The 25,673-nt window shown below is 59.7% G+C and carries 22 protein-coding genes; 9 read left to right on the top strand and 13 right to left on the bottom strand.

Features of this window, described 5'->3' with window-relative positions:
• Positions 1–726 precede the first annotated feature (726 nt).
• The gene (locus BLQ41_RS06095) at positions 727–1,134 is read right to left on the bottom strand and encodes a flagellar basal body-associated protein FliL (protein WP_038980837.1); all 408 of its coding nucleotides are present in this window, start codon (positions 1,132–1,134) and stop codon (positions 727–729) included.
• Positions 1,135–1,284: 150 nt separating this feature from the next.
• Between BLQ41_RS06095 and BLQ41_RS06090 the strand changes: the two genes are divergently transcribed.
• Entirely contained in the window at positions 1,285–2,262 is a 978-nt protein-coding gene (locus BLQ41_RS06090; protein WP_090178259.1) for an NADPH:quinone oxidoreductase family protein, read from the top strand.
• A 95-nt stretch (positions 2,263–2,357) separates the two neighbouring features.
• Here the strand turns inward: BLQ41_RS06090 and BLQ41_RS06085 are convergent, their stop codons facing one another.
• The 7 genes from BLQ41_RS06085 to BLQ41_RS06055 all read right to left on the bottom strand — a co-directional run bounded on the left by BLQ41_RS06085 (position 2,358) and on the right by BLQ41_RS06055 (position 10,591).
• On the bottom strand, positions 2,358–3,026 hold the full coding sequence (locus tag BLQ41_RS06085; protein WP_090178257.1) for a gamma-glutamylcyclotransferase: 669 nt from the start codon (positions 3,024–3,026) through the stop codon (positions 2,358–2,360).
• Positions 3,027–3,272: 246 nt separating this feature from the next.
• Positions 3,273–4,241: a CDP-6-deoxy-delta-3,4-glucoseen reductase gene (locus BLQ41_RS06080; RefSeq protein ID WP_090178254.1), complete on the bottom strand. Its 969-nt coding sequence runs from the start codon at positions 4,239–4,241 to the stop codon at positions 3,273–3,275.
• Positions 4,241–5,707 (bottom strand): 4-hydroxy-3-polyprenylbenzoate decarboxylase, encoded by a 1,467-nt coding sequence (ubiD, locus tag BLQ41_RS06075; RefSeq protein ID WP_090178251.1) that lies wholly within the window; start codon positions 5,705–5,707, stop codon positions 4,241–4,243. The genes BLQ41_RS06080 and ubiD overlap by 1 nt, the downstream gene beginning before the upstream one ends.
• 69 nt (positions 5,708–5,776) lie before the next feature.
• Complete coding sequence (locus BLQ41_RS06070; RefSeq protein WP_090178248.1) at positions 5,777–7,780, bottom strand: acyltransferase family protein; 2,004 nt, start codon at positions 7,778–7,780, stop codon at positions 5,777–5,779.
• A 143-nt stretch (positions 7,781–7,923) separates the two neighbouring features.
• On the bottom strand, positions 7,924–9,183 hold the full coding sequence (rho, locus tag BLQ41_RS06065; RefSeq protein ID WP_007942421.1) for a transcription termination factor Rho: 1,260 nt from the start codon (positions 9,181–9,183) through the stop codon (positions 7,924–7,926).
• Between the two features lie 250 nt (positions 9,184–9,433).
• Complete coding sequence (trxA, locus tag BLQ41_RS06060; protein ID WP_003206727.1) at positions 9,434–9,763, bottom strand: thioredoxin TrxA; 330 nt, start codon at positions 9,761–9,763, stop codon at positions 9,434–9,436.
• Between the two features lie 120 nt (positions 9,764–9,883).
• Positions 9,884–10,591, bottom strand: coding sequence for a FadR/GntR family transcriptional regulator (locus BLQ41_RS06055; RefSeq protein ID WP_090178245.1), 708 nt, complete (start codon positions 10,589–10,591; stop codon positions 9,884–9,886).
• A gap of 256 nt (positions 10,592–10,847) precedes the next feature.
• Here BLQ41_RS06055 and BLQ41_RS06050 point away from each other — a divergent pair, with 256 nt between their 5' ends.
• The 5 genes from BLQ41_RS06050 (at position 10,848) to ppx (ending at position 15,412) form a co-directional block, all read left to right on the top strand.
• Positions 10,848–11,633: a transporter substrate-binding domain-containing protein gene (locus BLQ41_RS06050; protein ID WP_090178242.1), complete on the top strand. Its 786-nt coding sequence runs from the start codon at positions 10,848–10,850 to the stop codon at positions 11,631–11,633.
• Between the two features lie 21 nt (positions 11,634–11,654).
• Entirely contained in the window at positions 11,655–12,323 is a 669-nt protein-coding gene (locus BLQ41_RS06045) for an amino acid ABC transporter permease (RefSeq protein ID WP_090178239.1), read from the top strand.
• On the top strand, positions 12,320–12,970 hold the full coding sequence (locus BLQ41_RS06040; RefSeq protein WP_090178237.1) for an amino acid ABC transporter permease: 651 nt from the start codon (positions 12,320–12,322) through the stop codon (positions 12,968–12,970). The genes BLQ41_RS06045 and BLQ41_RS06040 overlap by 4 nt, the downstream gene beginning before the upstream one ends.
• The gene (locus tag BLQ41_RS06035; RefSeq protein WP_090178234.1) at positions 12,957–13,694 is read left to right on the top strand and encodes an amino acid ABC transporter ATP-binding protein; all 738 of its coding nucleotides are present in this window, start codon (positions 12,957–12,959) and stop codon (positions 13,692–13,694) included. The genes BLQ41_RS06040 and BLQ41_RS06035 overlap by 14 nt, the downstream gene beginning before the upstream one ends.
• Before the next feature lie 215 nt (positions 13,695–13,909).
• Entirely contained in the window at positions 13,910–15,412 is a 1,503-nt protein-coding gene (gene ppx / locus BLQ41_RS06030; RefSeq protein WP_090178231.1) for an exopolyphosphatase, read from the top strand.
• Between the two features lie 93 nt (positions 15,413–15,505).
• Here the strand turns inward: ppx and ppk1 are convergent, their stop codons facing one another.
• Both ppk1 and hemB read right to left on the bottom strand, forming a co-directional pair.
• Positions 15,506–17,734 carry a polyphosphate kinase 1 gene (gene ppk1 / locus BLQ41_RS06025; protein ID WP_090178228.1) on the bottom strand — a complete coding sequence of 743 codons (2,229 nt, stop codon included), beginning with the start codon at positions 17,732–17,734 and terminating at the stop codon, positions 15,506–15,508.
• Positions 17,735–17,752: 18 nt separating this feature from the next.
• Complete coding sequence (gene hemB / locus BLQ41_RS06020) at positions 17,753–18,766, bottom strand: porphobilinogen synthase (protein ID WP_008150323.1); 1,014 nt, start codon at positions 18,764–18,766, stop codon at positions 17,753–17,755.
• A gap of 205 nt (positions 18,767–18,971) precedes the next feature.
• On the opposite strand from hemB, the gene BLQ41_RS06015 reads away from it, so the two are divergent.
• Complete coding sequence (locus BLQ41_RS06015; protein ID WP_090178226.1) at positions 18,972–19,595, top strand: DedA family protein; 624 nt, start codon at positions 18,972–18,974, stop codon at positions 19,593–19,595.
• On the opposite strand, the gene BLQ41_RS06010 is transcribed toward BLQ41_RS06015, so the two are convergent.
• Positions 19,576–20,811: a sterol desaturase family protein gene (locus BLQ41_RS06010; protein ID WP_090178223.1), complete on the bottom strand. Its 1,236-nt coding sequence runs from the start codon at positions 20,809–20,811 to the stop codon at positions 19,576–19,578. The genes BLQ41_RS06015 and BLQ41_RS06010 overlap by 20 nt on opposite strands.
• 115 nt (positions 20,812–20,926) lie before the next feature.
• On the opposite strand from BLQ41_RS06010, the gene elbB reads away from it, so the two are divergent.
• Positions 20,927–21,595: an isoprenoid biosynthesis glyoxalase ElbB gene (gene elbB, locus BLQ41_RS06005; RefSeq protein WP_090178221.1), complete on the top strand. Its 669-nt coding sequence runs from the start codon at positions 20,927–20,929 to the stop codon at positions 21,593–21,595.
• A 40-nt stretch (positions 21,596–21,635) separates the two neighbouring features.
• Here elbB and BLQ41_RS06000 read toward each other — a convergent pair whose 3' ends face one another.
• Positions 21,636–22,091: a YaiI/YqxD family protein gene (locus BLQ41_RS06000; RefSeq protein ID WP_090178218.1), complete on the bottom strand. Its 456-nt coding sequence runs from the start codon at positions 22,089–22,091 to the stop codon at positions 21,636–21,638.
• Positions 22,092–22,198: 107 nt separating this feature from the next.
• The gene (locus BLQ41_RS05995) at positions 22,199–24,097 is read right to left on the bottom strand and encodes a cytochrome c/FTR1 family iron permease (RefSeq protein ID WP_090178214.1); all 1,899 of its coding nucleotides are present in this window, start codon (positions 24,095–24,097) and stop codon (positions 22,199–22,201) included.
• A gap of 166 nt (positions 24,098–24,263) precedes the next feature.
• Here BLQ41_RS05995 and BLQ41_RS05990 point away from each other — a divergent pair, with 166 nt between their 5' ends.
• On the top strand, positions 24,264–25,661 hold the full coding sequence (locus BLQ41_RS05990) for a COG3014 family protein (protein ID WP_090178212.1): 1,398 nt from the start codon (positions 24,264–24,266) through the stop codon (positions 25,659–25,661).
• Positions 25,662–25,673: the final 12 nt, after the last annotated feature.

Raw genomic sequence — 25,673 nt, 5'->3', positions numbered from 1 at the left:
GGCGGCTAACCCGGCATCCATGCCGGGTTGCCCACTGCGCAGAACCTGCGTTCGGCCTTCCGATGGGGCAGATCAAGATCAAGATCAAAAGCGGAAGGCGAGCTAACGCTCGGCCTGATGAGTGGTGAGGAGCAAAAGCCGTGCGCCGGTCCGCTTTATGTGGGAGTGAGCCTGCTCGCGATGCTGTTGATCTTGTCGTTGATCGTTCCCATGCTTCGCGTGGGAATGCCGCCGGGGACGCTCTGCGTTCCGCTGTCGACACCAGACTTGAGTCTTGCGCAAGGGTGACGCGGAGCGTCACGGGATGCATTCCCACGCAGAGCATGGGAACGATCAGGACGCGCAAGCGTTGAAGAACCAGGCCGGCCGGTAGGCCGCCTCGCTTTGCTTTGGCGGTACACGCCCCCTCGTGAGGCCGAGTGGAGGTTCTGCGCAGTGGGCACCGCGGCAAGGATGCCGCGGTAGCCGCCCCCGGCCATGGATGGCCGATGGCGGCGGGCCCACGGAGCAGGACCGGAGCGAGGGCATGCCGAGCCTAGGCGAGGCACCGAACGTCAGGGGCAAAAGCGCTTGGTTACTTGGCGCTTCTCCAAGTGACCCGCCGTCAGGGCGGAACCCTAAGCCGCCGTTACCGCAGAAACGGATATGTACCCAACCCCAACCCCAACCCCAACCCCAACCCCAAAACCATCTTAAGTGAACAGCACTACTCGCAAACCGGAGGGCTTACTGAATGATCAGGTTGTTGAACAACAAATCCTCAACCACCGGCTTGCCGGTTTCATCGTTCATCACTTGCTGAGTCTGCTTCAGCGCTTCCTGGCGCAGCTTCTCCTTGGCTTCGACATTGTTCATCGCCTCGGTAGTCTGCTGTGCGAACAACGCGACCAACTGATTGCGGATCAACGGCTCGTTGGCCTTCACCGCTTTGGTGGCCTCCTCACCGGTCACGCGCAACGCCACGTCGGCCTTGTAGACCTTAAGCTTCGGCGTACCGTCCAACCCGTAATTGCCCACGAACGGCGGGCTCAGGGTGATGTAATTGACCTTCGGAGCTTCACCTTCTTTGGCTTCTTCGGCCATCGCTGCCACAGGCAGAGACAGGGCCAGCAACAACATGATCCACGCTTTCACAATTCGCTCCTTATCCGGTTTGCGGCCTAGCATAACGACCCGCCGCTCAAGCACAAGCTTATGGCTGACTATCAGGGTCGGGCATGCTCGTTGACCCATCGACTCACACACCTACACTTATCGGCCATCACTCCCAAAGGAATAGCCCTGATGAAAGCCGTGCTGTGCAAAGCCTTCGGCCCTGCCGAATCGCTGGTGCTGGAAGACGTCGCCAGTCCTGTCGCGAAGAAGAATGAAATCCTGCTGGACGTGCACGCCGCCGGGGTGAATTTCCCGGACACGCTGATCATCGAGGGCAAATACCAGTTCAAGCCGCCCTTCCCGTTCTCGCCGGGCGGCGAGGCAGCCGGGGTGGTCAGTGCGGTGGGTGAGAAGGTCAGCCATCTCAAGGTCGGTGATCGGGTCATGGCCCTGACCGGTTGGGGCAGCTTCGCTGAACAGGTCGCGGTGCCGGGCTACAACGTGCTGCCGATTCCGCCGTCGATGGACTTCAACACCGCCGCCGCGTTCAGCATGACCTACGGCACTTCGATGCACGCGCTCAAGCAACGCGCCAACCTGCAACCGGGCGAAACCCTGCTGGTGCTCGGTGCTTCCGGCGGTGTCGGCCTGGCTGCGGTGGAAATCGGCAAGGCCATGGGCGCCCGCGTGATCGCCGCCGCCAGCAGCGCCGAGAAACTGGCCGTGGCCAAGGCTGCCGGCGCCGATGAGCTGATCAACTACAGCGAAACCAGCCTCAAGGACGAAATCAAGCGCCTGACCGACGGCCAGGGCGCCGATGTTATTTATGATCCGGTCGGCGGCGATCTGTTTGACCAGGCCGTGCGCGCCATCGCCTGGAACGGCCGCCTGCTGGTGGTCGGCTTCGCCAGCGGACGGATCCCGGAATTCCCGGTGAACCTGGCGCTGCTCAAGGGTGCCGCCATAGTCGGAGTTTTCTGGGGCTCCTTTGCCCAACGCCAGCCGCAGGACAACGCGGCGAACTTCCAGCAACTGTTTGGCTGGTTTGCCGAAGGCAAGTTGAAGCCGTTGGTGTCTCAGGTGTATCCGCTGAACAATGCGGCGCAGGCGATCAATGATCTTGGCCAGCGCAAAGCGGTCGGCAAAGTGGTGGTTCAGGTTCGCTGAGCCAAAAAAAAGCGGCCTGGTTTAGCCAGGCCGCTTTTTTATTGTCCGGGGTCAGAGCAACCCGCGAATTTCCAACGGTAGCAGAACGTCGCCAGTCAGAGCCGTGAAGCGATTGCCTGATCAGCTTTTGACTTGCAGCGCTTGAGCCGCGCCTCCAGATTTCGGTCTGGCATGGCGTGGCTACGCAGGGCGTTGGCGGTCTGCTCGACATAATCGCGAGTGGTGCCGTAACGCCCGCAAGCGTTTTCGAACACATGACTCAGCACGTGATCCGGCAAGTTGCCGGCATAGCTGGGCAGGTGTCGCTCCAATACAAACCCCAACGCCTGAACCTGGCTTCCATCTTCGAGACGGCAGTTGAGCCAGTGTGGGCGATAGGACGGGAATGGCATTTCGCGTTGCCACAAGGCATAAAGCGACGCTTCAAGTTGTTCTTCAGGCAAGCGATAAGCGAAGCCGCTGCAAGAACCACCCCGATCCAGACCAAAGACCAGCCCTGGCACTTCGGGGGTGCCGCGATGTTCGTGGGACCACAGGTACAAACCGCGATGGTAGCCATGCACTCGGCCGCGAACACGCTCGACCGCCGGACATTCGGGGCGCCAGATCAGCGAACCATAAGCAAACAGCCAGACCGGCCCGCCCTTGTGGCGCGCCATGGTCGATTGCATCGAGCTGAGCAATTGTTCGTGCGTAAGCTGCGGCCCCAGATCGAGCCGCGGAGGGTAAGCCAGATTCAAAAATCCAGATTCGATGGCACTCATGGCGAATAGCGTTCAGCTCCCCGCGAATAAAGAATTACTTAATAGAACGCACCGCTGTAACAATAAGGCACATATGTTTTAAGGCAATTTAAGTGCCATGCACTGTTTTTAAGTAATTGCCTGAACGAGTTATAACCTACCGGCATTTATATAAATTTATAAATACCGATCGGCTATATGGGGAGTTATAACGATTTAAAATCGCGGATCAGACCGCAAATCAAAATCGCAAATCAAAATCGCGGATCAAGATCGCGGCGCATACGCAAAAACGTCTGCGCGCATCTGGTGAGCATCCATCCCGGCTTCGACCAACGCATCCAGCGTGCCGTAGACCATGGCCGGTGAGCCACTGGCGTAGACATGCAAGGCTTTGAGGTCCGGAAAGTCTTCACACACCGCCTCATGCAGCATCCCGCAGCGCCCCTGCCAGCCACATTGATCGCTGACGACTTTATGCAGGAACAGGTTGGGCAGCTTCAGCCACTCATCCCAATGTTCGATGGCATAAAAGTCTTCAGGTCGACGCACGCCCCAATACAGATGCACAGGGTGCTTGAAGCCGGCGGCGCGGCAATGTTCGATCAGGCTGTGGATTTGCCCCATGCCGGTGCCCGCGGCAATCAGCACCAGCGGACCGTCAGGCAATTCAGCCAGATGGGTATCGCCGAACGGCATCTCGATTCGCACCATCGGATTGCGCCGAAGTTGTTCGATCAGATTCAGCGCACTGCTTTCGCGCGCCAGCACATGGATTTCCAGGTCGCGCCCCGAGTGCGGTGCCGAAGCCAGGGAGAAGGCGGATTTCTCGCCGTTCTCGCGCTCGATCATCAAATACTGACCGGCGTGATAACGCGGCGGCTTGCCGGCCGGCGCTCGCAGATGCACGCGAAAGGTATCCCCGCCGACGTCCCTGCATTCAATGACCTGACACGACAAGCTGCGCACCGGCAATTCTCCCAGCGCAAGCACGCCATCCCACAGCACGATGCAGTCTTCCAGCGGCTCTGCTATGCAAGTGTAGAACTCGCCATGATCGCGCACACCGCCGGCCTGTTCGACCCGCCCTTCCACCAGCAAGGCCGCGCACACATGGCAATTGCCGTTGCGGCAGCTTTGCGGGCATTCATAGCCCAGGCGCCGCGCGCCATCGAGAATCCGCTCGCCGGGCAATATCTCAAGCACTGCTCCGGAGGGCTGCAAGGTTACACGCATCAATCTATTCCTAACTGATTCCAGATGGCATCGATCCGTTGGGTCACGGCTTCGTCCTTGACGATGACCCGGCCCCACTCGCGAGTGGTTTCGCCCGGCCATTTATGCGTGGCATCGAGCCCCATCTTCGACCCCAGGCCGGAGACCGGCGAGGCGAAGTCGAGGTAGTCGATCGGCGTGTTGTCGATCATCACCGTGTCGCGCTTGGGGTCCATGCGCGTAGTGATAGCCCAGACCACGTCGTTCCAGTCTCGCGCGTTAATGTCGTCGTCCGTGACGATAACGAACTTGGTGTACATGAACTGTCGCAAAAACGACCAGACACCGAGCATTACCCGCTTGGCATGGCCCGGATACGACTTCTTCATGGTCACGATGGCCATGCGGTAGGAGCAGCCTTCGGGCGGCAGGTAGAAGTCGGTGATTTCGGGGAATTGCTTCTGCAGGATCGGCACGAACACTTCGTTCAACGCCACGCCCAGAATCGCCGGCTCATCCGGCGGACGGCCGGTGTAGGTGCTGTGATAAATCGGTTTGATCCGGTGGGTGATGCGCTCGACGGTGAACACCGGGAAGCTGTCGACTTCATTGTAATAACCGGTGTGATCGCCATACGGACCTTCATCGGCCATCTCGCCCGGATGGATTACGCCTTCCAGGATGATCTCGGCGGTGGCCGGCACTTGCAGGTCGTTGCCACGGCACTTCACCAGTTCGGTGCGGTTGCCGCGCAGCAGACCGGCGAACGCATATTCGGAGAGGCTGTCCGGCACCGGCGTCACGGCGCCGAGAATGGTCGCCGGGTCAGCGCCCAGTGCCACGGACACCGGAAACGGCTGGCCGGGATGCTTTTCACACCACTCGCGGTAATCCAGCGCGCCGCCACGGTGGCTCAGCCAGCGCATGATCACTTTATTGCGACCAATCACTTGCTGGCGGTAGATGCCGAGGTTCTGGCGATCCTTGTTCGGGCCTTTGGTGACGGTCAGGCCCCAGGTGATCAGCGGGCCGACGTCGCCGGGCCAGCAGGTCTGCACCGGCAGCATCGCGAGGTCGACGTCGTCGCCTTCGATCACCACTTCCTGGCACACCGCGTCTTTGACGACTTTCGGCGCCATGGCGATGATCTTGCGGAAGATCGGCAATTTGGACCAGGCATCCTTCAAGCCCTTCGGCGGTTCGGGTTCTTTGAGGAACGCCAGCAACTTGCCGATTTCGCGCAGTTCGCTGACCGCCTCGGCCCCCATGCCCATGGCCACCCGCTCGGGGGTGCCGAACAGGTTGCCCAGGACCGGGATGTCGTACCCGGTCGGGTTTTCGAACAGCAGCGCCGGGCCTTTTGCCCGTAACGTGCGATCACAGACTTCGGTCATCTCCAGCACTGGAGAGACGGGGATCTGGATGCGTTTCAACTCTCCGCGCTGCTCGAGCTGCTGCACGAAATCCCGAAGGTCCTTGAATTTCATTGACGATGGCACCCCTAAAATAGGCGTACATCCTACCTGCTCTGCCGCCCGCTGGCAGCTTATCGCTGCTTACTTGGCCGCATTCACATTGCCGTTGCGCAGCGATGCCAGGGTTTGCAAGCGCTTGAAGAATGGCTCAAGCACCGGCGCGATGAAGCGCGCACCGACCTCGGACAGGTGATTGTCATCGGTATAAAGCGAATGACCATCGAGCTCGACGCGGCAAAGTCCTGCGTCATCACACAGCGCCGGCGCAGGGTCCACTACGGCCACGCCCGGATGATCAGCTGCGATTTTCGCGAATAGCTGGCTGATGAATGCTTGACGCTTGAAGTGCTCGGCCACCGCCAACCCCACATCATCGGTCGGGCGATGCAAGATGGCGAGCCGGGTAAGACGGTAAGGCGGGCTGAACGTTTGCAGCGGCACTTCCTTGACCAGCCAGACGCGATGGCCGCGACTGCGCAGCTGCCGGACCGTCGCCTGTAAACCTTCGGCCAGTCGTTGCTCAGCGATGGCTCGGTCATAATGACCATGGGGATCCCTCAAGGCGTACCCGAGATCCCCTTTCACATCGCCATACAAATACAGACTCCAGCGCGCCACCAGCACCACATCACCCACCGATTGCGCGTTCATGGCCTGCTCGATCCGGCGATTGAACCGGGCACATCGCGCATCGTGTTCCAGACCTTCAACCGGAATGCAGCCGGGAGAACTGGCGAGAATCACGCTGACACCATGCTCTTGCGCGCCATCGTCGAACACAGGAATCAGCGCTGTGGCATGACTGTCACCCCAAACCAGTGCCTTTGTAGCCGTCGACGCTGGCGCCCCGTAATGACAGAAAAGCTTGTCGTCAGGCGTTTTGTCGTCGGCCAGGCAGCGCATCAACTCCGGCCGCCACTCCTTGCCTTTGGCGTATTGCAACGCCTGATCAGACAGGCGCGAAGGCAAGCCGTCGGTCCAGCGCAACGCTTGACCGGCCAGCCCCAGCACCAGCACGCCGCAACCTGCCGCCAGCAAAATCTGCCGACGCCCGGCCAACAGCCGCCGTTCACGGAACGGTGTCTCGACGAAACGCCACGATAAATAACCCAGCGCGAGGCTGAGCAGGATCAAGCCAGCGATATCGAACGCGCCCGGTTCGTCGACGCTGGCATAACTGGAAAACACAAACACCGGCCAGTGCCACAGGTACCAGGAATAGGAAATCAGCCCAAGGCCGACCAACACACGACTGGCCAGCAGCCCGCCGATCAGGGTCTGGCGATGGCCGTTGGACCAGATCAGCACGACCACGCCCAAGGTTGGCAATAACGCCGCCGCACCGGGGAATGGCGTGCTTTTGTCGTAGCAGAACACCGCCAGCAGAATCAGTCCGAACCCGGCCAGGCTGATCAGTTGAGCGCCAGTGGTTGTCAGGCGCCACTTGCTTCTGGGTGCCACGGCCAGCATGGCGCCGGCCAACAACTCCCAAGCGCGCATCGGCAACAGGAAAAAGGCTTTTTCGGGGTGATGCTCAACCGCCCAGACACTCAACCCGAACGACACCAGCAACACTGCGAACAGCGCGAGACGCCAATGTTTGAGGCGACTCGACAGCAGTGTCAGCAGCAGTGGGAAGACGATATAAAACTGTTCCTCAACCGCCAGCGACCAAGTGTGCAGCAACGGTTTCAGATCGGACGCAACGTCGAAATAGCCGTCCTGGCGCATGAACAGGATGTTGGAAACGAACATCACCTGGTAACGCACAGAGCGTCCCAGCTCTTCGTAATCCTTAGGCGCCAGCAGAAACCAGCCCACCACCAGCACAGCAAGGATCATCACGAACAGCGCAGGCAAGATGCGTCGAGCCCGACGAGCCCAGAAATCGACAAAGCTGAAGCGCGCGGCTTGGCGCTGGTTCCAGATGATCGACGTGATCAGGTAACCGGAAATAACGAAGAAGATATCCACACCGACGAAACCGCCGGTAAACCCGGGAACACCGAAATGGAACAACACCACCGCAATGACGGCGATTGCCCGCAAGCCGTCGATATCTCTTCGATAAGCAAGAGTGCTCATAAACAGTAAGGCCAGTCAGATGATTTGGAGAATTGATTTTTCACTCCGTTAACTGACCGAAACCAATCGCAAACCTCCCATTTTTTTCAGGCAAAAAAAATGGCGCCCCGAAGGGCGCCATTTTTGGCGGCTGAAAAACAGCCTTACTTGCGCTTCATCGACAAGAAGAACTCGTCGTTGGTCTTGGTCGTTTTCAGCTTGTCGACCAGGAACTCGATGGCAGCGATTTCGTCCATCGGGTGCAGCAGCTTGCGCAGGATCCACATACGCTGCAACTCGTCGTCGGCGGTCAGCAACTCTTCGCGGCGGGTGCCGGAACGGTTGATGTTGATGGCCGGGAAGACGCGCTTCTCAGCGATACGACGATCCAGAGGCAGTTCCATGTTGCCGGTGCCTTTGAATTCTTCGTAGATCACTTCATCCATCTTCGAGCCGGTTTCAACCAGCGCGGTAGCGATGATGGTCAGCGAGCCGCCTTCTTCGATGTTGCGCGCAGCGCCGAAGAAACGTTTCGGTTTCTCCAGGGCGTGAGCATCGACACCACCGGTGAGCACTTTGCCGGAGCTCGGGATCACGGTGTTGTAGGCGCGGGCCAGACGGGTGATGGAGTCGAGCAGGATCACCACGTCTTTCTTGTGTTCGACCAGGCGCTTGGCCTTCTCGATCACCATTTCGGCAACCTGCACGTGGCGGGTTGGCGGTTCGTCGAACGTCGAGGCAACCACTTCGCCGCGCACGGTGCGCTGCATTTCGGTTACTTCTTCCGGACGCTCATCGATCAGCAATACGATCAGATGAACTTCAGGGTTGTTACGTGCGATGTTCGCCGCGATGTTCTGCAGCATGATCGTCTTGCCCGCTTTTGGCGGTGCAACGATCAGACCGCGCTGGCCTTTGCCGATCGGGGCGCACAGGTCGATGACACGACCGGTCAAGTCTTCGGTGGAACCGTTGCCGGCTTCCATCTTCATGCGCACGGTCGGGAACAGCGGGGTCAGGTTCTCGAAGAGAATCTTGTTTTTCGCGTTCTCGGGACGATCGTAGTTGATCGTGTCGACCTTGAGCAGTGCGAAATAACGCTCGCCTTCCTTTGGAGGGCGGATCTTGCCAACGATGGTGTCACCGGTGCGCAAGTTGAAACGGCGGATCTGGCTCGGCGAGACGTAAATATCGTCTGGGCCGGCGAGATAGGAAGCGTCAGCGGAGCGCAGGAAGCCGAAGCCGTCCTGGAGAATCTCCAGCACGCCATCACCGGAGATTTCCTCGCCGCTTTTCGCGTGCTTTTTGAGCAGGGAGAAAATCACGTCCTGCTTGCGCGAACGGGCCATATTTTCTATGCCCATCTGTTCGGCCAATTCGAGCAGTTCGGTAATCGGCTTTTGCTTGAGTTCAGTCAGATTCATATAGGAATGACGTAATCATTTATGGAGGGGGGGAAATTAAGCTTTTGGCTTAATGAGGCCGCGCCGCAGAGAAGGCGACAGGATCGCGTACTTATTCGAAAAGGAGTGCGTCGGCGACGGCTAGCAGGGGGCAATGGAGAAACCAGTGCGGGGCCGAATGTACCACCTGAGTTTCGGAGCGTCTAGCCCTGAATAACGAAAAGGCCCCGCAATGTGCGGGGCCTTTTTTTCGGACACTTTACAACGACGCTTAGATGTTGGCGTCGAGGAAAGCAGCCAGTTGCGACTTCGACAGTGCGCCGACCTTGGTCGCTTCAACGTTGCCGTTCTTGAACAGCATCAGGGTCGGGATGCCACGCACGCCATGCTTGGCCGGGGTTTCCTGGTTTTCGTCGATGTTCAGCTTGGCAACGGTCAGCTTGCCTTTGTAGGTTTCAGCAATTTCGTCCAGAACAGGAGCGATCATTTTGCAAGGGCCGCACCATTCAGCCCAGTAGTCGACCAGTACAGCGCCTTCGGCCTTGAGTACGTCGGCCTCGAAGCTAGCGTCGCTAACGTGTTTGATAAGATCGCTGCTCATGGAAGTCTCCAGGTTGTAAGCAAAAAAACGTGGCCCATCATAGCCGCCCTTCCCTCGTTCAGGAAGGTGCAGATGATTGAGTCTCGCTATGGTGGCGCATGAGTTTGGGTATAGCTCAAGTCAGGAGGTGGCGGGAGCGACGAAGGCAATTCCTGTGCGAAGTGCCGCGTTGCGCACATGCTCATGCATGGCCTTCTGTGCCGCCGAGGACGAGCGCCGAGCCAGCGCACGAAGGATTTTGCGGTGTTCCTGCCAGGTTTCCAGGGCCCTTTCGGCCCGGATGAACGGTAGCTTCTGGCTCTCCAGAAAGATCTCGGCGCTGGCCGTCAGGATGCTCAGCATCGCCTGATTGCCGCTGGCGAGCAGGATTCGCCGGTGGAATTCGAAGTCCAGTCGAGCTGCCGCCTCGAAATCGCCGGCCTTTAGTTCGTTGCGCATGGCTGCGACGTTGTCTTCCAGCGCATCAAGCTCATGGGTACTCAACGTCCCAGCAGCCAAACCGGCGGCGAAACCCTCCAGGGCATAGCGCAACTGGAAGATATCCAGTGGCGAGGCCTGGGCCGCGAACGGCCAGCTCAAAGCGGCCTCTGACCGCGACAGGTCCACCGGCGACTGCACGAACACGCCTTTACCGGGCTGGATGCTGATCACCCCCAGTGCACTCAACGACGACAGTGCCTCTCGCAATGACGCCCGGCTGACCCCCAATTGCACCGCCAGGTCCCGTTGCGAGGGCAAGGCATCGCCCGGCGCGAAACCTTGTTCGGTGATGAGTTTGCGGATGGCTTGCAGCGCCACTTCGGGTACGGCTCGGGAGATCGAGTTCATGGTTTTTCAAACGAACCAGGCGAATGTGCCGCTAGTTTTAAAGCTATTCGCGGCGCCCGGCAAGTCGTGCCCCATGGGGGTTCGAAGGTTTAGGCCGATGCGCCATAGGGGTGCGAATCCGGGCGCAACTGTTCAGACCAGTAAGACCGAAGCAGTCCAGCAAAACCGTGGCCTGCAGCCCTCAAAACCGATTCTTGGCATGGCCCGTGCTCTGTCGATCCGCAGAAATTACTTCTCGCCGATCCGGAGATTTGCCATGACCCTGCGTTACAGCGCCCTCCTCGCTTCCCTGTTTGCCAGCCTGATGCTGAGCCAGGTGCCCGCCCATGCCGACGGATTGGAGGACGTAGTCAAACGCGGCGTCCTCAAAGTGGCCGTGCCTCAGGACTTCCCGCCGTTCGGCTCGGTCGGTCCCGACATGAAACCGCGCGGCCTCGATATCGACACCGCCAAGCTGCTGGCTGACCAACTCAAGGTCAAACTCGAACTGACCCCGGTCAACAGCACCAACCGCATCCCGTTCCTGACCACTGGCAAGGTCGACCTGGTGATTTCGAGCCTCGGCAAAAACCCCGAGCGCGAGAAAGTCATCGACTTCTCCAGTGCCTACGCACCGTTCTACCTCGCCGTATTCGGCCCGCCAGACGCCGACATCAAAAGCCTCGACGACCTCAAGGGCAAGACCATCAGCGTCACCCGTGGCGCCATCGAAGACATCGAGCTGACCAAAGTCGCCCCCGAAGGCGTGACCATCAAGCGCTTTGAAGACAACAACTCGACCATCGCCGCCTACCTCGCAGGGCAAGTCAACCTGATCGCCAGCGGCAACGTGGTGATGGTCGCGATCAGCGAAAAAAGTCCAAAGCGCGTACCCGCATTGAAAGTGAAGCTCAAGGATTCGCCAGTCTATGTCGGCGTGAACAAGAACGAGCCGGCGCTGCTGGGTAAGGTCAACCAGATCCTAGCGACCGCCAAGTCCGATGGCGCACTGGAGAAAAACTCTCAGGCCTGGCTCAAAGAGCCGCTGCCGGCCGATCTCTGATCATCGCTCGGGAGATTTGATATGGCCTATCAGTTCGACTTCATACCGGTGGTGCAAAACACCGACCTGCTGCTGCGCGGTGCGCTGTTCACCCTTGAGTTGACGGCCATCGGCGCGGTGCTGGGCGTAGGGCTGGGCATAGTCGGAGCGCTGGTGCGGGCGTGGAACATTCGCCCGTTCTCGGTGATTTTCGGGGTTTACGTCGAGTTGATCCGCAACACGCCGTTTCTGGTGCAGTTGTTTTTCATCTTCTTCGGCTTGCCATCGCTGGGCCTGCAGATTTCAGAGTGGCAGGCGGCAGTGCTGGCGATGGTGATCAACCTGGGGGCTTACTCGACCGAGATCATTCGCGCCGGCATTCAGGCGATTCCCCGTGGACAGCTCGAAGCCGCTGCCGCGCTGGCCATGACCCGCTTCGAAGCCTTTCGCCACGTGATCTTGCTGCCAGCGTTGGGCAAGGTCTGGCCGGCGCTGAGCAGCCAGATCATCATCGTCATGCTCGGCTCGGCCGTCTGTTCGCAGATCGCCACCGAAGAGCTGAGCTTTGCCGCCAACTTTATTCAATCGCGCAACTTCCGCGCCTTTGAAACCTATGCCCTGACCACGCTGCTTTATCTGTGCATGGCATTGCTGATCCGCCAACTGCTGAACTGGATCGGCCGGCGCTACATCGCAAGGAGCAGCCAATGAGCGATTTCACCTTCTGGGACGTCGTGCGCAACCTGCTCACCGGCCTGCAATGGACGCTGGCGCTGTCGCTGGTGGCGTTTATTGGCGGCGGCTTGATCGGTTTGCTGATCATGGTCATGCGCATTTCGAAAAAGTCCCTGCCACGCAACGTCGCACGTAGCTACATCGAACTGTTCCAGGGCACGCCGCTGTTGATGCAGCTGTTTCTGGTGTTTTTCGGTGTGGCCCTGGCCGGCGTGGAGATTTCGCCGTGGATGGCGGCGGCGCTGGCCCTGACGCTGTTCACCAGCGCTTACCTGGCGGAGATCTGGCGCGGCTGCGTCGAGTCGATTCCCAACGGCCAGTGGGAAGCCTCGTCGAGCCTGGCGCTCAACCCGCTGGAGCAATTGCGCTACGTGATCCTGCCGCAAGCCCTGCGCATCGCCGTGGCGCCGACAGTGGGCTTCTCGGTGCAAGTGGTCAAAGGCACCGCCGTGACCTCGATCATCGGCTTCACCGAACTGACCAAGACCGGCGGCATGCTCGCCAACGCGACCTTCGAACCGTTCATGGTCTACGGCCTCGTGGCCCTCGGTTACTTCCTGCTCTGTTTTCCCTTGTCCCTCAGTGCGCGCTACCTGGAAAGGAGACTGCATGCCTCTGCTTAGAATTTCCGCCCTGCATAAATATTACGGCGACCACCATGTGCTCAAAGGCATCGACCTGAGTGTCGAGGAAGGCCAGGTCGTGGCGATCATCGGCCGCAGCGGCTCGGGCAAATCGACGTTGCTGCGCACGCTCAATGGCCTGGAATCGATCAACGATGGCGTGATTGAAGTCGACGGCGAATACCTGGATGCGGCTCGTGCCGACCTGCGCAGCTTGCGGCAGAAAGTCGGGATGGTGTTTCAGCAGTTCAACCTGTTCCCGCACCTGACCGTGGGCGAGAACGTCATGCTCGCGCCGCAAGTGGTGCAGAAAGTGCCTAAAGCCAAAGCGGCCGTGTTGGCGCGGGAGATGCTTGAGCGAGTCGGGCTGGGGGAGAAATTTGACGCTTTCCCGGATCGGCTGTCAGGTGGACAGCAGCAGCGGGTGGCGATTGCCCGGGCCCTGGCGATGTCACCAAAAGTGTTGCTGTGCGACGAGATCACCTCGGCGCTGGACCCGGAACTGGTCAACGAGGTGCTCAGCGTGGTTCGCCAACTGGCCAGGGAGGGGATGACTTTGATTATGGTCACCCATGAGATGCGGTTTGCCCGGGAGGTTGGGGATAAGTTGGTGTTCATGCATCAGGGCAAGGTGCATGAGGTGGGGGATCCGAAGGTGTTGTTCGCCAATCCGCAGACGGCGGAGCTGGCGAATTTCATTGGCACCGTGGAAGCGGCGGTCTGAAGGGCGCCATCGCGGGCAAGCCCGCTCCCACACGGATGTTCGTCGTTCTCCACATCGAGGCGCACATTGAACCCTGTGGGAGCGGGCTTGCCCGCGATTGACCACGCCGCGGTCACCGGTATGACTGCGCTGGATCAAGGCATTGAACGCTACGCGTTGGCGCCAGCGTTTGATCGTGGCACGATGTCGAGGTAATCGACCGAGACCCCCTGATCATGCCGCAATCCCAAGCCAAGAATCTGTCCCTGATCGCCGCGATCGACCTGGGCTCCAACAGCTTTCACATGGTCGTGGCCAAGGCCCAGAACGGCGAAATCCGTATTCTCGAACGTCTCGGGGAGAAGGTTCAGCTGGCCGCCGGCATCGACGAAGAGCGTCAGCTCAGCGAAGAATCCATGCAACGCGGGCTCGATTGCCTCAAGCGTTTTGCCCAACTGATCAACGGTATGCCTCCTGGCGCCGTGCGGATCGTCGGCACCAACGCCCTGCGTGAAGCCCGTAACCGTAACGAATTCATCCGCCGCGCCGAAGAAATCCTCGGCCACCCGGTGGAAGTCATCTCCGGCCGTGAAGAAGCGCGCCTGATCTACCTCGGCGTGTCCCACACCCTTGCCGACACCCCGGGCAAACGCCTGGTCGCCGACATCGGCGGTGGCAGTACCGAGTTCATCATCGGCCAGCGCTTCGAACCGCTGCTGCGCGAAAGCCTGCAAATGGGCTGCGTCAGTTATACCCAGCGTTATTTCAAGGACGGCAAGATCACCCCGGCCCGTTACGCCCAGGCGTACACCGCGGCGCGGCTGGAGATCATGAGCATCGAACACGCCCTGCACCGCCTGACCTGGGATGAAGCCATCGGCTCCTCGGGCACCATTCGCGCCATTGGCCTGGCGCTGAAGGCCGGCGGCCACGGTGCCGGCGAGGTCAATGCCGAAGGCCTGGCCTGGCTCAAGCGCAAACTGTTCAAACTCGGCGACGTCGAGAAGATCGACTTTGAAGGCATCAAGCCCGACCGTCGGGCGATCTTCCCCGCCGGCCTGGCGATTCTCGAAGCGATCTTCGACGCCCTAGAGCTGCAACGCATGGACCACTGTGAAGGCGCCCTGCGCGAAGGCGTGCTCTACGACCTGTTGGGACGTCATCATCACGAAGACGTCCGTGAGCGCACGCTCAGCTCCTTGATGGAGCGTTATCACGTCGATCTGGAACAAGCGGCACGGGTCGAGCGCAAAGCGCTGCATGCCTTTGATCAGGTCGCCGAAGACTGGGAGCTGGACGACGGCGTCTGGCGTGAATTGCTGGGCTGGGCGGCCAAGGTGCATGAAGTGGGCCTGGACATCGCCCACTATCAGTACCACAAGCATGGCGCCTACTTGATCGAGCACTCGGACCTGGCCGGGTTCTCCCGCGAAGACCAGTTGATGCTCGCGCTTCTGGTACGGGGCCACCGTCGCAATATTCCCAAGGACAAATTTGCCGAGTTCGGCGATGACGGCATCAAGCTGATTCGCCTGTGCGTGCTGCTGCGCTTTGCGATCCTGTTCCACCACATCCGCGGCACCCAGGAAATGCCTCAGGTGATGCTGCAAGCCAACGGCGAGAACCTCGATGTGCTGTTCCCGGAAAACTGGCTGGACGAAAACCAACTGACCCAGGCCGACTTCGCCCTGGAAGCGGAATGGCTGACCCGCGTGGGCTTTGTACTCAACGTCCGCTAAAGATTCTGCTCTCCACGGTTCGGCATGATTACTCAGTGAAAAACAAAAAGGGCGATCCACATGGATCGCCCTTTTTTGCATGCTACGCCAGCGTTAACGCACAGCCAGGATCGGGCTGCCCAGACGTTCCAGCAATGTCGCCTGCGCACTGCGCGGGTTCTGGTTGCCGGTCGGTGTGTTGCGGATGTAACGACCGTCCGCCTGCAAGCTCCAGCTGTGGGTGTTGTCGGTCAGGTAAAGTTCCAGCTCCTTCTTGACCCGCATGATCAGTTTCTTGCCTTCAACCGGGAAGCAAGTCTCGACGCGCTTGTCGAGGTTGCGCTCCATCCAGTCGGCGCTGGAGAGGAACATCTGTTCTTCACCGCCATTGAGGAAGTAGAAGACCCGGGTGTGTTCCAGGAAACGACCGATGATCGAGCGCACGTGGATGTTGTGCGAGACCCCGGCGATGCCCGGACGCAGGCAGCACATGCCGCGCACCACCAGATCGATACGCACCCCGGACTGACTGGCCTTGTACAGCGCGCGGATGATCTTCGGATCGGTCAGCGAGTTGAACTTGGCGATGATGTGCGCCGGCTTGCCATCGAGGGCGAACTGGGTTTCCCGGGCAATCATGTCGAGCATGCCCTTCTTCAGCGTGAACGGCGCGTGCAACAGCTTCTTCATGCGCAGGGTTTTGCCCATGCCGATCAGCTGGCTGAACAGTTTGCCGACGTCTTCGCACAAGGCATCATCCGACGTCAGCAGGCTGTAGTCGGTGTACAGGCGGGCGTTGGCCGCGTGGTAGTTGCCGGTCCCCAAGTGAGCGTAGCGCACGATTTCGCCGGCCTCGCGACGCAGGATCAGCATCATCTTGGCGTGAGTCTTGAAGCCGACCACGCCATAAATCACCACCGCACCGGCCGCTTGCAGACGGCTGGCCAGTTGCAGGTTGGATTCTTCGTCGAACCGCGCGCGCAACTCGATCACCGCGGTGACTTCCTTGCCGTTACGCGCCGCATCCACCAGCGCATCAACGATTTCCGAGTTGGCACCGGAACGGTAAAGGGTCTGACGGACCGCCAACACATGCGGGTCCTTGGCAGCCTGACGCAGCAGGTCGACCACCGGGGTAAACGACTCGAACGGATGCAGCAGCAGAATGTCCTGCTTGCTGATCACGCTGAAAATGTTCTCGCTGTTTTGCAGCAGTTTCGGGATCTGCGGCGTGAACGGCATGTATTGCAGGGCGCGCTGACTGTCCAGGCCGGTAATGCTGAACAGCCGGGTCAGGTTGACCGGACCGTTGACCTGATACAGCTCGGTTTCGTGCAGGTTGAACTGCTTGAGCAAGTAGTCGGACAGGTGTTTCGGGCACGTGTCGGCCACTTCCAGGCGCACCGCGTCACCGTAGCGACGGGAGAACAACTCACCGCGCAGCGCGCGGGCCAGGTCTTCGACATCTTCGGTGTCGACCGCGAGGTCGGCGTTTCGGGTCAGGCGGAACTGGTAGCAGCCCTTGACCTTCATGCCCTGGAACAGGTCATCGGCGTGCGCGTGGATCATTGACGACAGGAACACATAGTTGTCGCCAGCCCCGCCCACTTCTTCCGGCAGCTTGATGATACGCGGCAACAGGCGCGGAGCCGGGATGATCGCCAACCCGGAATCGCGACCGAAGGCGTCGATACCTTCGAGCTCGACGATGAAGTTCAGGCTCTTGTTCACCAGCAACGGGAACGGGTGCGTCGGGTCGAGGCCGATCGGGGTGATGATTGGAGCGATCTCGTCGCGGAAATAGCGGCGCACCCAAGTTTTGATCTTAGTGTTCCAGTGACGACGACGGATGAAGCGGACCTGGTGTTTTTCCAGCTCCGGCAACAGGATGTCGTTGAGGATCGCGTACTGGCGGTCGACGTGACCGTGCACCAGCTCGCTGATGCGGGCCAGCGCCTGATGCGGTTGCAGGCCATCGGCGCCCGCCTGTTCACGGGCGAAAGTGATCTGCTTCTTCAGGCCGGCCACGCGAATTTCGAAGAACTCGTCCAGGTTGCTGGAGAAGATCAGCAAGAACTTCAGCCGCTCCAGCAAGGGGTAGGACTCGTCCAGCGCCTGCTCCAGCACGCGGATATTGAACTGCAGTTGCGACAGCTCGCGGTGGATATACAGGCTGCTGTCATCCAGACCGGGAATGGCAATCGCCGGCGCCGCGGCCGCGGCTGCGGCATCGGCCACCACCGCGACGGGAGCTGGCTCCAGCTCAGGCGGGGTCTCGGTGATTTGCTCCACCAGGGGTTGAGCGTCTTTTACGGCAACTTCAGTGAGTCCTTCGGTATTCATGGAATGTTCCTGTGAGGGCTATTTTTGCTCTCGTAACAATTGAGCGGCACGCACGGCAAAGTAAGTCAGGATGCCATCGGCCCCTGCTCGTTTAAAAGCGGTCAGGGATTCAAGGATAACCCCTTCACTCAACCAGCCATTCTGTATCGCCGCCATGTGCATGGCGTATTCACCGCTGACCTGATAAACAAAGGTCGGCACTTTAAATTCTTCTTTGACCCGGTAAAGGATGTCCAGGTACGGCATGCCAGGCTTGACCATGACCATGTCCGCGCCTTCTGACAAGTCCGCTGCCACTTCATGCAGGGCTTCATTGCTGTTGGCCGGGTCCATCTGATAAGACGCCTTGTTGGCCTTGCCCAGGTTCAGCGCCGAACCCACCGCATCGCGGAACGGGCCGTAATAGGCGCTGGCGTACTTGGCCGAGTAGGCCATGATCCGCACGTTGACGTGATCGGCCAGCTCCAGCGCTTCGCGAATCGCCTGGATGCGACCGTCCATCATGTCCGACGGGGCCACCACCTGAGCACCGGCTTCGGCGTGGGACAGGGCCTGCTTGACCAGTGCGTCGACAGTGATGTCGTTCTGCACGTAGCCTTCTTCATCGAGGATGCCGTCCTGGCCGTGAGTGGTGAACGGATCCAGAGCGACGTCAGTAATCACACCCAGCTCAGGGAACTGCGCACGCAAGGCGCGAGTGGCGCGCTGGGCGATACCGTTGGGGTTCCAGGCTTCAGCGGCGTCCAGGGACTTGAGTTCCGGCGGCGTCACCGGGAACAGGGCTAGCGCGGGAATCCCCAGTTCGACCCACTTGGCCGCTTCTTCGAGCAACAGATCAATGGTCAGGCGTTCGACGCCCGGCATCGACGCCACCGCTTCGCGACGGTTTTCACCGTCCAGCACAAATACCGGCAGGATCAGGTCATCGACGGTCAGCACGTTTTCACGAACCAATCGACGCGAAAAATCATCACGACGGTTGCGACGCAGGCGGGTTGCAGGAAACAAACGGTTGGCGGGGGTAAAGCTCACGGCAGACTCCTGAGCCCGCTGGGGGCGAGCGTGACAGTTATAAGCGGCCATTATGACCGTCGTATTACAGTTATGTGCACCCCTGTGACAGGTAGTCGCATTCCATTGTCCTTGTAGGAAATGTTCACGTCGAGACACATTTGGACACTTTCATGAATGTGCACGAAGGGTTAGGCTGCGCGTTCATTTCGCCAGCATCCAGACAATGCTCCAACAATTTCTTCAGGAATTCGGCTACTTCGCCCTTTTTCTCGGTACGTTCTTCGAAGGCGAAACCATTCTGGTTCTCGCAGGCTTCCTCGCGTTCCGTGGATACATGGACATCCAGATCGTAACGATCGTGGCTTTCTGTGGCAGTTATGCCGGCGACCAGCTGTGGTATTTCCTCGGGCGTAAACACGGCCGCAAATTACTGGCGCGCAAACCACGCTGGCAATTGATGGGTGACCGGGCGCTGGAACACATTCGCAAACACCCGGACATCTGGGTGCTGAGCTTCCGCTTCGTCTATGGCCTGCGCACGGTGATGCCGGTGGCAATCGGCCTGTCGGGTTATCCGCCAGGACGTTATTTGCTGCTCAACGGGATTGGCGCTGCGGTCTGGGCCGCCGCGCTGGCTGCTGCGGCCTATCACTTCGGTGCCGTGCTTGAGGGCATGCTGGGCAGCGTCAAGAAGTACGAGCTGTGGGTGCTCGGCGCCCTGCTCCTGCTGGGTCTGTGCCTGTGGCTGCGCCGACGCTTCAAGAATGCCCGTCTGGCGAAGAAGATCTACGCCGACGAGCAGGCTGAACTGGCCAAGGCTGCCGAGACTAAGACGCCAGTCGAGTGAAGCGGTTTCTGCAACAGTAGAGACCGATCCCGCTGAGGAGGCTGTAACTGAGCAAGCCGACCCAGCCCACCGCACTGGCCGGCCACAGCCCGACCAGCGGCGCCAGCCACACAAACGGCACGTTCGACGCCAACCTCAGCAGTTCCAGCTTCAGCGCCTGCGGGCGATTCTCCAGGGCCATGCCCAACGTAAACAGACCCAGCGCCACGGCACTCCAGCCGAGCACCAGCGCTGCGGTCGGCAAACGCGACTCCAAATTCATCAAGTAGCTGCCGAGCGCGATGTAGACACAGAACTGCACCGCCACGTACAGCTGCTGGCGCCCGTCCAGTGGCACCTCGAATTTACGGAACTGGCTCAAGTCCGGCTTGCTCATCGGGTACCTGGCCGCCACATCCGCCGGCCGCCAACCGGTGCGCATGAACCAGATCCGCACCTTGTCCCATTTGCTTTCAGCCCGCCGCGCATCGTCCCAAAGCTGCGCGTAGAACTGCACGTTGGCCCACAACGGATTCCAGCTCGCCAAGGGCGTGGTCACGCCGAAAATCACCGGCTCGTTGTCGTCTTCTTCCTGGAACGAGCCAAATAGACGGTCCCAAATAATGAACACCCCGCCGTAGTTGCGATCCATGTAGAGAGCGTTCTGTGCGTGGTGGGCCCGATGATTGGACGGCGTCACGAAGAACCACTCGAACCAGCCAAGCTTGGGAATATGCCGCGTATGCACCCAGAACTGATACAGCAGGTTCAACGCCGCAACGCTGATAAACACCAGCAGCGGCACCCCGACCACCGCCATCGGCAAGTAGAAAATCCAGCTCAACAGGAAACCGGTACTGGTCTGGCGCAAGGCTGTGGAGAGGTTGTAGTCCTCGCTCTGGTGATGCACCGAATGCGCGGCCCACAGGATGTTGCGCTCATGGCCCATGCGATGCAGCCAGTAGTAACAGAAGTCATAGAGGACAAAGGCAAACACCCAGACCCAGACGCTGTCGGCCGAGAGTTCGAACAGCGCCAGATGCTTAAGGGCGAAGGCGTAGGTGACCAGACCGACACCCTTGGTCAGTAGCCCGGTAGTGGTCGACAACACGCCGGTGCTGATGCTGTTGATCGCATCCGCGACTCGATAATTGCTGACCCCGCGCCAACGATCGGCCAACAGCTCGACGGCAATCAACACAAAGAAGAACGGCACCGCATACAGAATGAAGTCCATGACGCGCCCTGATCGGAATCTTGAGGACAGATGCTAGGTGTAGCCGTGAATTAACCCTATGGCAACGAGTGACAAATTAGTGGACATTTAACGCCATGAATCTGGAGAAAAACCCATGAGCAAAAAAATCGCAGTGATCCTTTCCGGTTGTGGCGTGTATGACGGCGCCGAGATCCACGAAAGCGTGATCACCTTGCTGCGACTGGACCAGCGTGGCGCCCAGGTGCAGTGCTTTGCACCCAATATTGCGCAGTTGCATGTGATCAATCACCTGACCGGCGACGAAATGCCCGAGTCGCGTAACGTGTTGGTCGAATCGGCGCGGATTGCCCGGGGCAACATCAAGGACATTCGTGAGGCCAACGTCGAAGACTTCGACGCATTGATCGTGCCCGGCGGTTTCGGCGCGGCCAAGAACCTGTCGAACTTCGCCATCGAAGGCGCTGGCTGCACGGTTCAACCAGATGTGCTGGCCTTGACCGAAGCGTTCGCCGAAGCGGGGAAACCGGTCGGCCTGATCTGCATCTCGCCAGCGCTGGCGGCGAAGATTTATGGGCCTGGCGTGACCTGCACCATCGGCAATGACGCCGATACGGCCGCCGCCATGAACAAGATGGGCGCGACCCACGCTGACTGCGCGGTGACCGACATTGTTGAAGACAAGGCACGCAAACTGGTCAGCACCCCGGCCTATATGCTGGCTCAATCGATCAGCGAAGCGGCGTCGGGCATCAACAAACTGGTCGACCGCGTCCTCGAACTGACCCACGAAGACGACGACTGATCGCTGATCATTCCCACGCAGAGCGTGGGAATGATCAGGCTCAGGCTTTGCGTGTGAGCCGTGTCAGGATCCGGTCCAGTGCATTGGCGAACGCTTGCTTCTCCCGTTCGCCAAACGGCGCTGGCCCGCCACTCATCTGACCTTGTTCACGCAAATCGGTGAACAGGTTGCGCACCGCCAGGCGGTCGCCCATGTTTTGCGCATCGAACTCCTTGCCTCGCGGGTCCAGCGCTGCGACACCCTTCTTCACCAGTCGATCCGCCAGCGGTACGTCGCTGCAAATCACCAGTTCACCCGGCACCGCATACTCCACCAGATAATCGTCCGCTGCATCCGGGCCGCTCGGCACCACGATCAGCTTGACCAGGGCCAGGCCCGGCTTGATCTGCGGCTGCCCCGCCACCAGCACCACCTCGAACTGGCGCTTGAGCGCAAACTTCACCACCAGGTCCTTGGCCGCCCGTGGGCAGGCGTCGGCATCGATCCAGACACGCATTGTGTTTTCCTCTTTTGAAAAGCATCGCGGGCAAGCCCGCTCCCACAAGGTTAACGCTAAACCTGTGGGAGCGGGCTTGCCCGCGAATATGAGCGTAGCGAATGCTCTTAAGAAGCCGGCACCCGCCGCTTCTCCGCCATCCAGCTACGCCCATACAACACGATGATCGCAATGATCGCCACCGCCTGAGCACTCAGCGAATACGCATCCGCGTGGATCCCCAGCCAATCGAAGTCGAAGAACGCCACCGGCCGAGTGCCAAAGATGCCGGCTTCCTGCAATGCCTTCACGCCGTGTCCGGCAAACACCACCGACAATGCGCAGAGCAAACCGGCGTTGATGCTGAAGAACAACGCCAGCGGCAACTTCGCCGAACCCCGCAGGATCACCCAAGCCAGGCCGACCAGCAGCACCAGCGCCGTCGCACCACCGGCCAGCACCGCGTTATGCCCCGCAGGCCCTGCCTGCAACCACAAGGTCTCGTAGAACAAAATCACTTCGAACAACTCGCGATACACCGAGAAGAACGCCAGCGTCGCAAACCCGAAGCGTCCGCCACCGCCCACCAGGCTGCTCTTGATGTAATCCTGCCAGGCCGCGGCGTGGCGACGGTCGTGCATCCAGACGCCGAGCCAGAGCACCATGACGGCGGCAAACAACGCTGTCGCACCTTCCAGCAATTCCCGCTGCGATCCGCTGACATCGATCGCATAGGCCGCCACCGCCCAGGTCCCCAGGCCTGCGAACAGCGCCAGGCCCCAACCGACGTTGACACTGCGCACCGCCGATTGCTGGCCGGTATTGCGCAGGAACGCGAGGATCGCCGCCAGCACCAGAATCGCTTCCAGACCTTCACGCAACAGAATCAGCAGGCCGGAGATGTAGCTCAGGGACCAGCTCAAGCCATCACTGCCCAACAAACCCGCCGACTGCTTCAACTTGGCCTTGGCCGCGTCCAGACGCAGCTGCGCCTCGGCCGCCGGCAAACCGTCCTGCAACGACTGACGGTAAGCCATCAGCGATTTTTCGGTGTCCTTGCGCACATTGGCGTCGACGTTGTCCAACGAGCTTTCAACCAGCTCGAAGCCCTCCAGATACGCCGCTACTGACAGGTCATAGGCCTGATCGTGATCGCCTGCACGGTAGGCGGCGATGCTCTTGTCCAACGTGGCGGCCGTGTAATCGAGCAACTGCGCCGGGCCGCGCTTGACCTGCGCCGGTTGTGCGCGTTGTGCACGGAAGGTCGCCGCAGCTTGTGGGCCGTCAGCGGCCAGCACTTCGGCCGGGGTCTGACGGGCCAGGTCGGCGATGTTGTAGGTTTTTTCGGCTTTGGTTGCGACCGGGTCGGCACTGAAGCTGGCGATGTAGGTCGCCAGGTCCCAGCGTTGACGATCGTCCAACTGGTCGGCGAAGGCCGGCATGTCGGTGCCTTCGACGCCCATCCCCAAGGTGTTGTAGATCGCATACAAGCTCAGGCGATCCAGTCGCGCGGCATCACGCAGATTGGCCGGTGGCGGCGTCAGACCAACACCGGCCGGGCCATCACCAGCCCCCGCATCGCCATGACAAACCGAACAATGCTGGGCGTACAGTGGCGCACCCCGTGTCGGATCCGGGGTAATGATCGGTGCCTGACTGACTTCATAAGCCACGGCCAGTTTCGCACCGAGCTGGCGGGCCTGGCGGGCGACATCCGCACCATCCTGACGCGCAGCAATGGCATTGCGCAGCGTGCTGATGCCCTGCTCCAGCCCGGCTTTTTCCGGCTTGACCGGCATCGCGGCGATCAAGCCCTCTAACACCTTGATGAACTCCAGCTGCTCGCGGTATTCACCCTCATCAATGACCTTGCCCGCTTGCACCGTGTTCGGGTAATCCGCGCCGATGTAGTCGAGCAAATGCAGCGCTTGCGGCGCGCCTTCTACGGTGTCGGCCAACAGATTGAAGCTGCACAAGGCAAACAACGGAAACACCAGCCAGGCCAGAAATCGGGACGGGGCAGTCATGAATGAATCTCAATTGGAAATACGAAGTAATACATTGTTCACTCCCAATGCCATTCACTCAAGCTTTGTCTGCGGCGGCCGCTGAAGTGCAGGAACAAAGTGCCATCATCCAAGTCTATAATTTGCCGCCTCATGGCGGCTTATTTTCAAGGAAGACACACAGCAAATGGCCACCCGCCTGCGCTTCATGTTTGTACTCAGTGCGTGCCTGCTACTGAGTGGCTGTCCAACCATGCGTGACTACAACGCCGAACTGAACGAGACCCTCGATTATTTCAAGGCCGGTCAGCTCGATGGAGCCGTGGCCGTTCTCGATCGAAACAATCCTTTTCCTCCGGGAGACCTGCTCTATAACTTGGAAAAAGGCGAATTACTGCGGCTCAGCGGCAATTCAACCGGCAGTTACGCAAACTGGGACTACGCCGACCGATTGATTGAAGGATGGGAAAATTCTCCAAGATTCGAACCCTTCAAAAAATTCACCGAATTCAACAGCTACAGCGCCAACGACAAAGTGCGCTTGTACGATGGCTACGACTTCGAAAAAGTTGCCCTGACCACGCAAATGGCCTTGATGCTCCTCTCCTGCTCCGAAACGGAGCTGGCTCGCGTCATGATCAAGAAAACCCACGAGCGTGAAGCCTCCATCGCCGGCAAACGTGACAAGCAATACCTGGCCCTGGAAAACCAGGCGAAGGATCAAGGGAGCGCGTTGAAATACCAGGACCTTCAGGGCTACCCGGTAGCGACCCTCGACGCCTCCGAAGTGATCGCGCTGAAGAACAGCTACCAGAGTGCGTTCAGCCATTACCTCGCCGGTTTCGTCTATGAAACGCTGGACGAGAAAGACCTCGCAGCCCCGGGCTATCGACAGGCCATCGAACTGCGCCCCAGCACGCCGCTGCTCGAACAATCATTGCGCAACCTGGCCAAATCCCCGCTCAAGGCGGGCGAAAGTGATGTTTTGTTGATCGTGCAAACCGGCTTGGCGCCGGCTCGCAGCTCGGTGCGCGTGCCGATTTCGGTGGATGTCGAGGGTGAAACCTACATCACCAATATGTCGTTCCCGATCATCGTCCCCGACACCTCCACGCCCCCCGTGGACTTCGTTATGGTGGACGGCAAAAAACACAAGCTGACGCTGCTCAACAGCTTCGGCGACATGTCGCGACGTACCTTGCGTGACGACATGCCGGGCATTATTCAGCGCACGCTCCATCGCGCCCGGTCCAATGTCGAATACCTGGCCTATCTGAAAAAACACAGGCCCGAGAAGCTTGAGGAAACCATCCTGCAGCAAACGCAACGCGAGGATGCCGACACTCGCGTCTGGCGCACGCTGCCGGACAAGACGCTGGTCGCCCGCCTGCGCCTCAAAAAAGGCGTGCATCAACTGACCCTGCCCAATGCGCCGGACGCAAAACCGGTCAGCTTCAAGGTGGAACAGACACATCAAGCCTTCAGCTTGCGCGCTGTGGGTCAGCGCAGATTCGCCGCTGATGTTGCCTTGCAACTCGCCCCCCTTCCCGCACCGCAGGCTGCAGCCAGCCCTGCCCACCCCTGAACGGAGAATTTC

The organism is Pseudomonas arsenicoxydans (assembly GCF_900103875.1).
Lineage (GTDB): Bacteria > Pseudomonadota > Gammaproteobacteria > Pseudomonadales > Pseudomonadaceae > Aquipseudomonas > Aquipseudomonas arsenicoxydans.
This window is presented reverse-complemented; position numbering and strand designations above follow the sequence as displayed.

Excerpts from the sequence above, each read along its gene's own strand:
- BLQ41_RS06090 (WP_090178259.1), top strand. The coding sequence starts at position 1,285 with ATGAAAGCCGTGCTGTGCAAAGCCTTCGGCCCTGCCGAATCGCTGGTG.
- BLQ41_RS06085 (WP_090178257.1), bottom strand. The coding sequence starts at position 3,026 with ATGAGTGCCATCGAATCTGGATTTTTGAATCTGGCTTACCCTCCGCGG.
- BLQ41_RS06080 (WP_090178254.1), bottom strand. The coding sequence starts at position 4,241 with ATGCGTGTAACCTTGCAGCCCTCCGGAGCAGTGCTTGAGATATTGCCC.
- ubiD (WP_090178251.1), bottom strand. The coding sequence starts at position 5,707 with ATGAAATTCAAGGACCTTCGGGATTTCGTGCAGCAGCTCGAGCAGCGC.
- BLQ41_RS06070 (WP_090178248.1), bottom strand. The coding sequence starts at position 7,780 with ATGAGCACTCTTGCTTATCGAAGAGATATCGACGGCTTGCGGGCAATC.
- rho (WP_007942421.1), bottom strand. The coding sequence starts at position 9,183 with ATGAATCTGACTGAACTCAAGCAAAAGCCGATTACCGAACTGCTCGAA.
- trxA (WP_003206727.1), bottom strand. The coding sequence starts at position 9,763 with ATGAGCAGCGATCTTATCAAACACGTTAGCGACGCTAGCTTCGAGGCC.
- BLQ41_RS06055 (WP_090178245.1), bottom strand. The coding sequence starts at position 10,591 with ATGAACTCGATCTCCCGAGCCGTACCCGAAGTGGCGCTGCAAGCCATC.
- BLQ41_RS06050 (WP_090178242.1), top strand. The coding sequence starts at position 10,848 with ATGACCCTGCGTTACAGCGCCCTCCTCGCTTCCCTGTTTGCCAGCCTG.
- BLQ41_RS06045 (WP_090178239.1), top strand. The coding sequence starts at position 11,655 with ATGGCCTATCAGTTCGACTTCATACCGGTGGTGCAAAACACCGACCTG.
- BLQ41_RS06040 (WP_090178237.1), top strand. The coding sequence starts at position 12,320 with ATGAGCGATTTCACCTTCTGGGACGTCGTGCGCAACCTGCTCACCGGC.
- BLQ41_RS06035 (WP_090178234.1), top strand. The coding sequence starts at position 12,957 with ATGCCTCTGCTTAGAATTTCCGCCCTGCATAAATATTACGGCGACCAC.
- ppx (WP_090178231.1), top strand. The coding sequence starts at position 13,910 with ATGCCGCAATCCCAAGCCAAGAATCTGTCCCTGATCGCCGCGATCGAC.
- ppk1 (WP_090178228.1), bottom strand. The coding sequence starts at position 17,734 with ATGAATACCGAAGGACTCACTGAAGTTGCCGTAAAAGACGCTCAACCC.
- BLQ41_RS06015 (WP_090178226.1), top strand. The coding sequence starts at position 18,972 with ATGCTCCAACAATTTCTTCAGGAATTCGGCTACTTCGCCCTTTTTCTC.
- BLQ41_RS06010 (WP_090178223.1), bottom strand. The coding sequence starts at position 20,811 with ATGGACTTCATTCTGTATGCGGTGCCGTTCTTCTTTGTGTTGATTGCC.
- elbB (WP_090178221.1), top strand. The coding sequence starts at position 20,927 with ATGAGCAAAAAAATCGCAGTGATCCTTTCCGGTTGTGGCGTGTATGAC.
- BLQ41_RS06000 (WP_090178218.1), bottom strand. The coding sequence starts at position 22,091 with ATGCGTGTCTGGATCGATGCCGACGCCTGCCCACGGGCGGCCAAGGAC.
- BLQ41_RS05995 (WP_090178214.1), bottom strand. The coding sequence starts at position 24,097 with ATGACTGCCCCGTCCCGATTTCTGGCCTGGCTGGTGTTTCCGTTGTTT.
- BLQ41_RS05990 (WP_090178212.1), top strand. The coding sequence starts at position 24,264 with ATGGCCACCCGCCTGCGCTTCATGTTTGTACTCAGTGCGTGCCTGCTA.